This is a genomic window from Streptomyces sp. cg40 (genome assembly GCF_050320165.1).
GTDB lineage: Bacteria > Actinomycetota > Actinomycetes > Streptomycetales > Streptomycetaceae > Streptomyces > Streptomyces hokutonensis.
Window position 1 is genome coordinate 3,985,532 of the sequence record NZ_CP190128.1, and the last position, 11,683, is coordinate 3,997,214.

The window sequence follows — 11,683 nt, forward strand, 5'->3', positions numbered from 1 at the left end:
CCCTCAACAGCCCTGGGCGGGAGGGTGGTTCATGACCGCTGACGTCACTTCGGTGCCGGTGGAGGAGACGGCCGGACCGGGAGCGGGACGTACCCGGTCCGGCTACGTCCGCTACGTCGGCGGCAAGTTGGGCGGTGCGGTCGTCTCGCTGCTGGCCGTGCTGGTCACCGGGTTCTTCCTGTTCCGGCTGATCCCGGGCGACCCGGTCAAGACCATGACCGGCGGCCGTCCGATCTCGACCGCACAACTGGCCGAGTACCGCCGGGAGTTCGGGCTCGACCTGCCCCTGTGGGAGCAGTTCACGGACTACTGCGGCAAGGCGCTCAGCGGCGACCTCGGGACGTCGTACCAGTTCCACGCGCCCGTCATCGACAAGATCGGCGAAGCGCTGCCCAACACCCTGCTGCTCACCGGCACGGCCTTCGTGCTGTACACCGCGCTCGGCATGTTCCTCGGCACGCGTTCGGCATGGCGCAACGGCAGCCTCTCGGACCGGCTCAACACCGGTCTGGCGCTGACCCTTTACTCCGTCCCGTCGTTCTGGCTCGGGCTGCTGCTGATCATCGTGTTCTCGGTGGGCGTGGGCCCGATCCCCGGGCTGTTCCCGACCGGCGGCATGGAGTCGGGCGGCAAGGAGGGCTTCGCGTACGTGCTGGACGTGGCCCACCATCTGGTCCTGCCCGTGGTCACGCTGGTGGCGGTCGAGTACGGACAGACCCTGCTCGTCACCCGCTCCGCGCTGCTCGACGAGATGGGCAGCGACTATCTGACGACCGCGCGGGCCAAGGGACTTCGGGACGACCTCGTCCGGCGCCGCCACGCGGTCCCGAACGCGCTGCTGCCGACCGTCACCCTCGTCTTCGTCAACCTCGGCCGGACGGTCGCGGGCGTGATCCTGGTGGAGACGGTCTTCTCCTGGCCGGGCCTGGGCGGACTGTTCTACCAGGCCCTCAGCGTGCCCGATCTGCCCCTGGTCCAGGGCCTGTTCCTCTTCTTCGCCGCGGCGGTGATCGTCATGAACACACTGGCAGACCTCGTCTATCCGCTGCTCGACCCCCGGGTGGGCCGATGACCGCTCCCCCCGTGGCGCAGGCAGGCCCGCGCGCCCTCGCCCGGCAGCGCCGCCGCCGGTCCGCCGTACGGTTCTGGGCGCGGTACCGCACCCACCGCGCCGGGCTCGTCGGCCTGGCCGCGCTCGCCCTGTTCGCACTGGTCGCGCTCACCGCGCCACTGACGGTCGGCTCGGACGTGTCGAGCGTGACCGACGCGCCCGGACGGCCACTGGAGAGTCCGAGCACCCAATTCCCGCTGGGCACGGACCAGTTCGGCCGCAACCTGCTGGGCTTGGTGGTGTGGGGCGCGCGGGTCTCGCTGCTCGTCGGACTGCTCGCGGCGGTGCTGTCCGTGGCGATCGGCGCGGTGGTCGGGATCACCGCCGGGCACTTCCGGGGCGCGTACGGGACCGTGCTGATGCGGGTCACCGACTGGTTCCTGGTGATGCCGACCCTGGTACTGGCGATCGCGCTGGCCACCGTCATGTCCCGCTCGCTCGGCACGGTGATCCTGGCGATCGGCGTGACGACCTGGCCGACGACGGCCCGGCTGGTGCGGGCGCAGACGCTGGCGGTGGAGTCACGGCCGTACATCGAACGGGCACGGGCGCTCGGCGGCGGGCACTGGCATGTGATGTCCCGGCACGTACTGCCCAATGTGATGCCGCTGGTCCTGGCGCAGACAACCCTGATGGTCTCCTCGTCCATCCTCGCCGAGGCGACCCTCGCCTTCCTGGGGCTCGGCGATCCGACGGTGGTGTCGTGGGGCGGGCTGCTCCAGGACGCCCGGGAGGCGGGCGCGGTGAGTGCCGGGGACTGGTGGTACCTGGTGCCGCCGGGCATCGCGATCGCCGTGGTCGCGCTGGCGTTCACGCTGTGCGGGCGCGCGGTGGAGTCCGTCCTCAACCCCCGGCTGGGGGTGGCGGGTTGACCCTCCTGGAGGTCCGGAACCTGGAAGTGACGTACCCCGGCGGGGTGGCCGCGGTGCGGGGCGTCGACCTGTCCCTGACGGCAGGTCAGAAGGTGGGCGTGGCGGGCGAGTCGGGCTCGGGCAAGTCCACCCTGGCCCTGGCTCTGCTACGGCTGCTGCCGGCGGGGACGCGGGTCTCCGGGGAGATCCTGCTCAACGGCGAGGACGTGCTGACGATGCGGTGGGGGCGGGTGCGGGCGGTCCGCTGGGCCGGTGCCTCGATCGTCTTCCAGGGCGCGATGCACTCCCTCAACCCCGTGCACCGCGTCGGCGACCAGATCGCGGAACCGGTGCTGCTGCACCAGGGGGCGACGGCGGCACAGGCCAGGCGCCGCGCCGGCGAACTCCTCGAACAGGCCGGGCTGCCGGCCGCCCGCGCGGGCGCCTACCCGCACGAACTCTCCGGCGGCCAGCGGCAACGCGTCATGATCGCGATGGCGCTCGCCTGCGACCCCCAACTGATCATCGCCGACGAGCCCACCACCGCACTCGACGTGATGATCCAGGCCCAGATCCTCAACCTGATCCAGGGCCTCGTCACCGACCAGGACGTGGGCCTGATCATGATCAGCCACGACCTCGCGGTCCTCGCCGACAGCTGCGACCGCCTCGTCGTCATGTACGCGGGCCGCGTCATCGAGGAGGGCCCCGCCCGACAGGTCTACGAGAACGCCCTCCACCCCTACGCCAAGGCCCTGTCGGCCTCCTTCCCGCACATCGGCGACCCGTCCTCCCGCTTCGCCCCACGCGGCCTCCCGGGCGACCCGCCCGACCCGTCGGCCCTCCCCTCCGGCTGCGCGTTCCATCCACGCTGCGCGGAGGCACTGGAGGCGTGCGCGACCGAGGACCAGGCCCTCCGGGAGGCCGGTCGGGGGCGGCGGGCCGCCTGCGTGCATGTGCCTGTGGGTGTGATCGGGGCGGCGGCAGGGGATGCCGGTGCGCCGGAACCGGCTCCCGGCGTAACGGAGTTGGCCGCGGGCGCGGGGACGGCGGTCGCCACGGGACCGGCGGTCGAGTTGGCTCAGCCCGCCGGGGCAGCCGGATCCGCCGAGCCGGGCGAGCTGGGCAAGCCGGGGCGGCCTGGCGGGTCCGCAGGATCCCCGGAGCCTGCCGAACGCACGGCCCCCGCCACGCGGACCGAGCCCCCCGGCCGCCCCGGCCCCGCCCCCGAGAACACACCAGGCTCAGCCGCCCCACCCCACGACACCAGGAGCCCGTCATGACCACACCGGCGGCGCCTCTGCTCAGCGCGCAAGGGCTGCACGTGGCCTTCCCGGGGCGGCGTGGCGGTGCGCCCGCCCGGGCCGTGGACGGGGTCGACCTCGACATCCGGCCGGGAGAAGTCGTGGCGCTCGTGGGCGAGTCGGGCTGCGGGAAGACGACGCTGGCCCGCTCGCTGCTCGGGCTGGTGCCGCCGACCGGAGGGCGGATCACCTTCGACGGCGAGCCCCTCCAGTACTCCTCCCGTGCCCTGAAGGCCTACCGCCGCCGGGTGCAGCTCGTCCTCCAGGACCCGAGTGGGTCGCTCAACCCCCGGCACACGGTGTACGACGCGGTGGCCGAGGGGCTGCGCGTCCACGGGGGCGTCGGTGACGAACAGGCCGTGGTCGCACGGGCGTTGAGCCGTGCCGGGCTCCGGCCGCCCGAGCGGTTCTTCCTGCGCTATCCGCACGAGCTGTCCGGCGGGCAGCGGCAGCGCGTGGTGATCGCCGGCGCGCTCGTCCTGGAACCCGAACTCCTCGTCGCCGACGAGCCGGTGGCCTCCCTGGACGCCTCCGTGCGCGGCGAGATCCTGGCCCTCCTGCTGCGGCTGCGCACCGAACTCGGCCTGGCCGCCCTGGTGGTGACCCACGACCTGGGCCTGGCGTGGAACATCGCCGACCGGGTCGCGGTGATGTACCTGGGCCGGATCGTGGAGACGGGGGACGCGGAGCAGGTGCTGACGGCGCCCCGACACCCGTACACACAAGCCCTGTTGTCGGTACTGCCCGAAGCACCGGGCGATCCCGTCGTACTGTCCGGCGAGCCCCCGGACCCGTCCCGCATCCCGACCGGCTGCCGGTTCCGGGTGCGCTGCCAGATCCTGGCGAGCGGGGAGGCGGAGCGGGCGGGGGTGGCACACCGCTGCCGGACCGAGGACCTGGAGGTACTGGGCGGGGGCGCGGAGGCACAGGTGGCCTGTCACTGGGCACGGGTGCCGGACCCCGCCGTATGAGAACGTCGTTGGGAGACGGCTCTGGCCGCAGTTCCGCAAAATTATCTCGAACTGGCGACTACTGTCCTGCTGGTGGATCGTCCGACCGACGAGAGGGCTGAGCCGTGCTGACCACCGCGCACCCTCCGTAGGTACCTCCGGAAAGCCCGGAGGTGCCTGGGGAGGCTCTCGATGTCCCGCACCGTCCGCACGACTCCCGGGCGACTCCGCGTCCGAGACGTCGCTTCGGAGACGATGTCCCTGTACGACCTGCGCTACCTGCACGCCGAACTGGCCCGGGCCGCCCGCGAAGGCCGTCGCCCCGACCCCACGAAGACGCTGCACCGGATCACCGCTTGGCAGTGGATGGTGCTCTCTTGCAGAAAGGGCTCGTTCGCGGTCGAGATCGCTACGGCTGAACGCCGGGCCCGGCTCCAGGGTCGACTCGAAGCCCAGCGGATCCGCGGACTGCACCGCGCAGGCCACGACCTCGACGACGCGGACATCCCTCCGGTCCGCCACCGTCACGACGGGCTCTGGAATGCCTGGTAGAGCATGAACTTCCTACGGCGGGCGGCCGAAGGACCTGCGTCTTCCGCCCTTGTACCCGATCGTGAAAACGCCGATTCCCGGCACCGTCGTCACAGTGCCGGGAACCAGTCGTGGCCGTAGCGGATCAGGCCGCGTGGACCACGTCCTTGACCTCGGCGAAGTGGCAGGCCGACTCGTGGGCCGCGGGGGTGTCGGAGCCCTTGAAGCGCTCCGGGATCGCCAGGAGGGGCTCCTCCTGGGCGCACTTGTCCTGGGCCTTCCAGCAGCGGGTGCGGAAGCGGCAGCCCGAGGGCGGGTTGGCCGGGGAGGGCACGTCACCGGTGAGGATGATCCGGTCGCGGTGCTCGCGGGCCTCCGGGTCCGGCACGGGTACGGCCGACAGCAGCGCCTGGGTGTAGGGGTGCGTCGGGTACTCGTAGATCTGCTCGTCGGTGCCGACCTCGGCCATCTTGCCGAGGTACATCACGCCCACCCGGTCCGAGATGTGCCGGACGATGGACAGGTCGTGCGCGATGAAGATGTAGGAGAGGTTGAACTCGTCCTGAAGTCGCGCCATCAGGTTGATGACCTGTGCCTGCACCGACACGTCGAGCGCGGAGACCGGCTCGTCGCAGATGATGATCTCGGGGTTGAGCGCGAGGCCGCGGGCGATGCCGATGCGCTGGCGCTGACCGCCCGAGAACTGGTGCGGGTAGCGGTTGATGTACTCCGGGTTGAGACCCACGACGTCCAGGAGGTCCATCACCTTGCGGCGACGGTCCCCTTTCGGTGCCACCTCGGGGTGGATGTCGAAGGGCTCACCGATGATGTCGCCCACCGTCATACGGGGGTTGAGCGAGGTGTACGGGTCCTGGAAGATCATCTGGATGTTCCGGCGGACGGCCTTGAGGGCCCTGCCGGACAGCCGGGTGATGTCCTGGCCCTTGTAGAAGACCTCGCCGGCCGTCGCCGTCTCCAGGCTCATCAGGAGCTTGGCGACCGTCGACTTGCCGCAGCCGGACTCGCCCACGATGCCCAGGGTCTCGCCCTGGTGCAGGTCGAAGGAGACACCGTCGACGGCTTTCACCGCGCCGATCTGGCGTTTGATCACGATCCCCTGGGTCAGCGGGAAGTGTTTGACCAGGTTGCGCACCTGGAGGATCGGCTCGCCCCGCTCGACGTTCGCGTCGAGAGCGGCGACCGCCTCCTCCTCCGAGTGCACCTCCGCCACCTCGACGTCGGAGACGTTCGGCGTCACGTCCTGCGGCTCGTCGGCCTTGGTCGGGTCAGCCATGGATCGTCTCCTTCCAGAAGTGGCACGCGCTGGCGCGGCCGGGCAGTTCGGTTCCGTCCGCCTCGGTCACCGGGACCAGCGGCGGGAACTCCGTACGGCAGATGTCCTGCGCCCTGTCGCAGCGCGGGTTGAAGGCACAACCCTGCGGCACCTTCAGCAGGTTGGGCGGCAGGCCCTGGATCGCGTAGAGCTCCTGGCCCTTCTGGTCCAGGCGCGGGATGGAGTCCAGCAGACCCCGGGTGTAGGGGTGCGCGGGGCGCTTGTACAGCTCGTGCACCGGTGCCGTCTCCACGATGCGGCCCGCGTACATCACCGCGATCTTGTCGGCGACGTCCGCGACCACACCGAGGTCGTGGGTGATGAGGATGAGCCCCATCCGATACTCGCGCTGCAACTCCGCGAGCAGGTCCATGACCTGGGCCTGCACCGTCACGTCGAGGGCCGTGGTCGGCTCGTCGGCGATGATCAGGTCCGGCTCCAGGGAGAGTGCCATCGCGATCATGATGCGCTGGCGCATACCGCCGGAGAACTGGTGCGGGTAGTCGTTCACCCGCGCCGCGGCGGCCGGGATCTTCACCCGGTCCATCAGCTCGATGGACTTGGCCTTGGCCTGCTTGCGGGACATGCCCTGGTGGACGCGGAACATCTCGCCGAGCTGGAAGCCCACGCTGAGCACGGGGTTGAGCGAGGAGAGCGCGTCCTGGAAGATCATGGCGATCCGGGCGCCGCGCAGCTTGCGCCGCTCCTCCGCGCCCATGGTCAGCATGTCCTGGCCGTAGAAACGGATCTCCCCCTGCGGGATCCGGGCCGGCGGCATGTCCAGGATGCCCATGATCGCCTGCGCGGTCACGGACTTGCCGGAGCCGGACTCGCCGAGCACGGCGAGCGTCTCTCCGGAGTTCACGGTGTAGTTGACGCCGTTGACGGCCTTGACCACACCCTCGCGGGTCTGGAACTCGACGTGCAGATCGCGCACTTCGAGCAGTGGGCCGGTGTTCTCGTGGTCGCCGGGGCGCTGGGCCGGAACGGCGTCCGTCGGGTCGATGATGGTCACGTACGCCTCCCTCAGCGCATCTTGGGATCGAAGGCGTCGCGAACCACGTCGCCGAGCATGATGAAGGCCAGGACCGTGATGCTCAGGGCACCGGCCGGGAACATCAGCGCGTGCGGCGAGGTCAGGAACCTGTCCTGGGCGTCACTGATCATCACGCCCCAGGAGATGTTGGGGTACTGGATGCCGATGCCCAGGTAGGACAGGGCGGCCTCGGCGCTGATGTACACCCCGAGGTTCATGGTGGTGATGACGATGACGGGGGCGAGCGTGTTCGGCAGGATGTGCCGGAACGCTATTCGCCAGGAGCCCGCGCCCAGTGCTCGCGCGGCCGTCACGTAGTCGTTGTACTTGTTGGCGATGACCTCGCCGCGCATGATCCGGTAGACCTGCGGCCAGCCGAGGATCGCCATGATGAACGACACCGACCAGACGTCGCCGCCGCCCCAGATGGACATGATCAGCAGACCGCCGATGATCAGCGGCAGACCCGCGAACACCTCGGTGATACGGGACAGCAGCGCGTCGGCCCAGCCGCCGATGAGACCGGCGAGCATGCCCACCAGACCGCCGATCAGCGTGGTGACGGTGGTGGTCACGACACCGACGACGACCGAGTTGCGGGTGCCGTACACGGTCCGCGTGTAGATGTCGCAGCCCTGCACGTCGTAGCCGAACAGGTGCCCGGACGAGGGCCCGGTCATCGAGTTCTGCAGCTGGCAGAAACCGTCGGAGAACGGGGAGCGCGCCGTGAAGAGGCTGGGCGCGATCGCCAGCGCGAGCAGGATCAGGATGATCAACGAGGTCACGATGAACATCGGCCGCTTGCGCAGATCTGCCCAGCCGTCCCGCAGCAGGCTCGCCTGCCGGGCCGCCGCCTTCTCCTCCGCCTCGATCTCCTTGGCGATGGCGGCCTCGTCGGTGGTGGGCCTTTCTATCGTCTTCTCACTCATAACGGATCCTCGGGTCGAGCACGGCGTACAGCAGGTCTACGAGGAGGTTGGCGACCAGGTAGATCAGTACCAGGAGGGTCACCAGACCGACCACGACGGGCCGTTCGCGCAGATAGACGGACTGGGCCAACTGGCCGCCGATGCCGGGCATGTTGAACACGCGCTCGGTGATGATGGCGCCGCCCATGAGCGCGCCCAGGTCGAAGCCCAGGAAGGTGACGACCGGGATCAGGGAGTTGCGCATCGCGTGCACGCCGATGACCCGCCGCGTCGGCAGGCCCTTGGCGATCGCCGTACGGACGTAGTCGGCACGGACCGACTCCCCCATGCTCGTCCGGACGAGTCGGGCGATGTACGCCATCGACGTCGAGGCGAGCACGATGGCCGGGAGGATGTAGCTCTGCGGCCAGCCGTGTTCGATGCCGGCGACCGGTGTGATCTTGAGGTTCACACCGAACTCCAGCTGAAGCACGGAGCCGAGCACGAAGACCGGGATCGAGATCAGGATCAGCGTCGAGACCAGCACGACGTTGTCGATGAACTTGCCCTTCTTCAGGGCGGAGAAGATACCGGCGATGATGCCGATCACGGCTTCGAGCGCGAAGGACGTCAGGCCCAGCTTCACCGTGACGGGGAAGCGCTCGGAGACGATGTCGGAGATGGCGCGCCCGTTGTACGTCTCACCGAGGTCACCGGTGAGGACACCGCTGATGTAGTGCCAGTACTGCTGGTACAGCGGTTCGTTGAGGTGGTAGTGCGCGCGCAGGATCGCCGCGATGTTGGGGTCGGCGCGCTTGTCGCCGGCCAGTGCCTGGATCGGATCGCCGGGCAGAGCGAAGACCAGGCAGAAAATGATGAACGTGACGCCTATGACCACAGGGATCACCTGCAAAAGGCGGCGCGCGACGTATCGGCCCATGGGTGCTCCAGAGGGGGGTGCTCGACCCGACCGCGGCCGGGGGGAGGGCACGGTCGGACGGTAGACGGCAGCAGAGGTGAGCAGGGGAAGGCTATTCCTCCCCCTGCTCACCCCGTACCGCTGTGTCAGAACTGCTCAGAACCGGTTCAGCTGAGCTTGACCGTGTCCCACAGGATCTGGTGACCGGCGATCTTCATCGACTTGATCTTGTCGCTGTAGCCGGCGTTCAGCGTGTAGAAGTACACCGGGATGTAGGGCAGGTCCTTGAGCAGGACGTCGTCCGCCGCCTGGTACTTCTTGATGGCGTCCTCGTGCGTCGGGGCCTGGTCGCCCTCGACGAGGAGCTTCTCGAACGCCTCGTTCGTGTAGCCCGAGTAGTTGGAGCCGTTGAGGATGGCGTCCTTCGAGAAGATCGGACGGAGGTAGTCCTCCATGTCCGGGTAGTCCATGCTCCACGCCATGCGGAACGCGCCCTGGTACTTCTTGGCGTCCAGGTCGTTCAGGATGGTCTGGAACTGCTCGAACGGCTTGGCCGTCACCTTGATGCCGAGAGCCTGCTGGATCTGGTTCGACACGGCCTCGACCCACTCCTTGTGGCCGCCGTCCGCGTTGTAACCGATCTCCAGCGTGTTGCCCGGCAGACCGCCGCTCTGCTTGTAGAGCGCCTTGGCCTTGGTCGGGTTGTACGTGCAGGCCTCACCACAGGCGCCCTTGCGGTAGCCGTCGATGATCGGGCTGATGTAGTCGTCCGCGGGCGTACGGGCGCCGAGGAAGATCTTCGACGAGATCGTCGCGCGGTCGATCGACATCGAGATGGCCTTGCGGAGGTCCGCGTTCTGGAAGGCCTTGTTGTACTTGATCGGGAAGCCGATGTACCCGACGGCCGAGTCGGCCTCGTCGATGTAACGGCCGTCCAGGTCCTTGTGGTACGTCGGCAGGCCCGAGGTCGGGATCGTCAGCAGGCTGTCGAGGTTGCCGGCGACGAGGTCCTTGTACGCGGTGTCCTGGTTCGAGTAGATCTTGAAATTGACACCCTTGACCTCGATCTTCGAGGCGTCGGGGTACTTGTCGTACTTGACGGTGTCGATTTCCTGGTTGTGCTTGAACGTGCCGCTCATCTTGAACGGGCCGTTGCCGATCGGGGCCTCGCCGAAGGCCTTCGGGTCCTTGAAGAACGCCTTGGGCAGCGGCACGAACGCGGTGAAGGAGAGCTGCGAGGGGAAGGCCGAGAACGCGCCGTCCAGGGTGACCTGGAGCGTGCTGTCGTCGACCACCTTCAGACCGGACAGCTTGTCGGTCGCGGGCTTCTTGCCCTCGCCCGGGTTGAGGTCCTTGTAGCCCGCGATGTGGCTGAACAGCGGGTTGGTCTGCTGGGCGTTGGTCTGGTTCGCGCCGTAGTTCCACGCGTCGGCGAAGGACTGGGCGGTCACCTTCTCCCCGTTGTGGAAGGTGTAGCCGGACTTCAGCTTGATCGTCCAGACCTTGTTGTCCTTGGACTCGATCGACTCCGCCATGGCGTTGACGACCTTGTTGTCGGCGTCAAGCTTGGTCAGCCCCGTGAAGAGGGCGTTGATGACCTGGCCACCCTCGGTCTCGTACGTGTTGCTCGGAACCAGGCTGTTCTGCGGTTCGCCGATCTCGACCGAGATGACGCCGTTGCCCTTGCTGCCGCCGGAGCTGTTGTCGTCACCGCCGCCACCACAGGCCGTTGCGCCCAGCGCCACAACTGCGGCTATCGCAACCCACTTGGCGCTCTTGGCACCACGCATGGGGGCTCCTCCTCATGAGTCCAATGGTTCATCACCTGGGAGAGCGCATGACACATCACCGTCACCGGTGCCTGAAAAGGTCAAGTGCTCCCCGCGCTCGATGAGTCGCCGCCTACAGCGAGTGACCCGTGATCCGAGCTCTACGCGCCTAACTATCTGCCATGAGGCGGGACCGAGCCATATTCACAAGGTCTCGGTTCGATCACACCTCGCGCGTACATCTTCCAAAATCCGGACAAAGGGTTTGGTGAAAGATCCCTGCGAAACGGACTTGTTACATATTTATCGGGCTTGAATGTCCGCATGCCGAACGCGGAGCGCGTGAAAATCCAGTTGCGGTTCAGCGACCGCTGTGCAATCAACACGCCCGCAGGTCCGCGGCCTTCAACGGCACCGGACAGGACATGGACAGGATCACGCCAACGGCAGAGTAGTGCGGATCGAGGGGCCTGTGCGGATTCCTGACCAGGACAAGGGATAACCCTTTATTCGGCCGAGCCCCGGCTTCACATGGCGTCCACCACCAACTCGACCTCGAAACCGTCCCCGTTCTCCAGATAGGCGGCACAGTGATCCGGACCACCCGCGTGCGGATACCGCTCCGTGAACATCGGGATCCAGCCGTGCCCGGGTGCCGCCGCCACCAACGCGTCGAGTTCGGCGCGGCCACCGCGGACATGGAAGGCCAGATGGTTCAGCCCCGGCCGCATCCGGTCGTGGCCGGTGGCCGGGCGCAGCGCCGGTGACTGCTCGATCACGACATACGTCTCCCCCGTCCGCCAGCTCCGGCCCGCCGGCCAGTTCTGGTACGGCTCACAGCCGAGGCGCTCCAGGAGCCACCCCCACTGCGGGGCCGCCCGCTCCAGGTCCGCGACCCACAACTCGACGTGGTGCAGCAACACCCGCCACCTCCTCCGCAGTTGAGAACCCGTCAAGAATGCGGGTCGGCC

General features: G+C 68.3%; 11 protein-coding genes. 5 read left to right on the plus strand and 6 right to left on the minus strand.

Going from position 1 to position 11,683, the window contains the following annotated elements:
• Nucleotides 1–31: 31 nt before the first annotated feature.
• The 5 genes from ACQHII_RS17420 to ACQHII_RS17440 all read left to right on the plus strand — a co-directional run bounded on the left by ACQHII_RS17420 (nucleotide 32) and on the right by ACQHII_RS17440 (nucleotide 4,768).
• Nucleotides 32–1,072, plus strand: coding sequence for an ABC transporter permease (locus ACQHII_RS17420; protein ID WP_427920154.1), 1,041 nt, complete (start codon nucleotides 32–34; stop codon nucleotides 1,070–1,072).
• Nucleotides 1,069–1,983 carry an ABC transporter permease gene (locus ACQHII_RS17425; RefSeq protein ID WP_427920155.1) on the plus strand — a complete coding sequence of 305 codons (915 nt, stop codon included), beginning with the start codon at nucleotides 1,069–1,071 and terminating at the stop codon, nucleotides 1,981–1,983. The genes ACQHII_RS17420 and ACQHII_RS17425 overlap by 4 nt, the downstream gene beginning before the upstream one ends.
• The gene (locus tag ACQHII_RS17430) at nucleotides 1,980–3,245 is read left to right on the plus strand and encodes an oligopeptide/dipeptide ABC transporter ATP-binding protein (protein ID WP_427920156.1); all 1,266 of its coding nucleotides are present in this window, start codon (nucleotides 1,980–1,982) and stop codon (nucleotides 3,243–3,245) included. The genes ACQHII_RS17425 and ACQHII_RS17430 overlap by 4 nt, the downstream gene beginning before the upstream one ends.
• Nucleotides 3,242–4,237, plus strand: a complete 996-nt coding sequence (locus ACQHII_RS17435) for an ABC transporter ATP-binding protein (protein ID WP_427920157.1) — start codon at nucleotides 3,242–3,244, stop codon at nucleotides 4,235–4,237. Before ACQHII_RS17430 ends, ACQHII_RS17435 begins: the two co-directional genes overlap by 4 nt.
• A 171-nt stretch (nucleotides 4,238–4,408) precedes the next feature.
• On the plus strand, nucleotides 4,409–4,768 hold the full coding sequence (locus tag ACQHII_RS17440; RefSeq protein WP_427920158.1) for a hypothetical protein: 360 nt from the start codon (nucleotides 4,409–4,411) through the stop codon (nucleotides 4,766–4,768).
• Between the two features lie 124 nt (nucleotides 4,769–4,892).
• Here ACQHII_RS17440 and ACQHII_RS17445 read toward each other — a convergent pair whose 3' ends face one another.
• The 6 genes from ACQHII_RS17445 to ACQHII_RS17470 form a co-directional block, all read right to left on the minus strand.
• Nucleotides 4,893–6,041, minus strand: a complete 1,149-nt coding sequence (locus tag ACQHII_RS17445) for an ABC transporter ATP-binding protein (RefSeq protein WP_427920159.1) — start codon at nucleotides 6,039–6,041, stop codon at nucleotides 4,893–4,895.
• A complete protein-coding gene (locus tag ACQHII_RS17450; protein WP_427920160.1) occupies nucleotides 6,034–7,095 on the minus strand; it encodes an ABC transporter ATP-binding protein in 1,062 nt (353 codons plus the stop codon). The genes ACQHII_RS17445 and ACQHII_RS17450 overlap by 8 nt, the downstream gene beginning before the upstream one ends.
• Nucleotides 7,096–7,106: 11 nt before the next feature.
• Nucleotides 7,107–8,045: an ABC transporter permease gene (locus ACQHII_RS17455; protein WP_427920161.1), complete on the minus strand. Its 939-nt coding sequence runs from the start codon at nucleotides 8,043–8,045 to the stop codon at nucleotides 7,107–7,109.
• Complete coding sequence (locus ACQHII_RS17460) at nucleotides 8,038–8,964, minus strand: ABC transporter permease (protein WP_427920162.1); 927 nt, start codon at nucleotides 8,962–8,964, stop codon at nucleotides 8,038–8,040. The genes ACQHII_RS17455 and ACQHII_RS17460 overlap by 8 nt, the downstream gene beginning before the upstream one ends.
• Before the next feature lie 146 nt (nucleotides 8,965–9,110).
• On the minus strand, nucleotides 9,111–10,733 hold the full coding sequence (locus tag ACQHII_RS17465; RefSeq protein WP_427920163.1) for a peptide ABC transporter substrate-binding protein: 1,623 nt from the start codon (nucleotides 10,731–10,733) through the stop codon (nucleotides 9,111–9,113).
• Between the two features lie 506 nt (nucleotides 10,734–11,239).
• Nucleotides 11,240–11,635, minus strand: coding sequence for a VOC family protein (locus ACQHII_RS17470; protein ID WP_427920164.1), 396 nt, complete (start codon nucleotides 11,633–11,635; stop codon nucleotides 11,240–11,242).
• Between the last annotated feature and the right edge of the window lie 48 nt (nucleotides 11,636–11,683).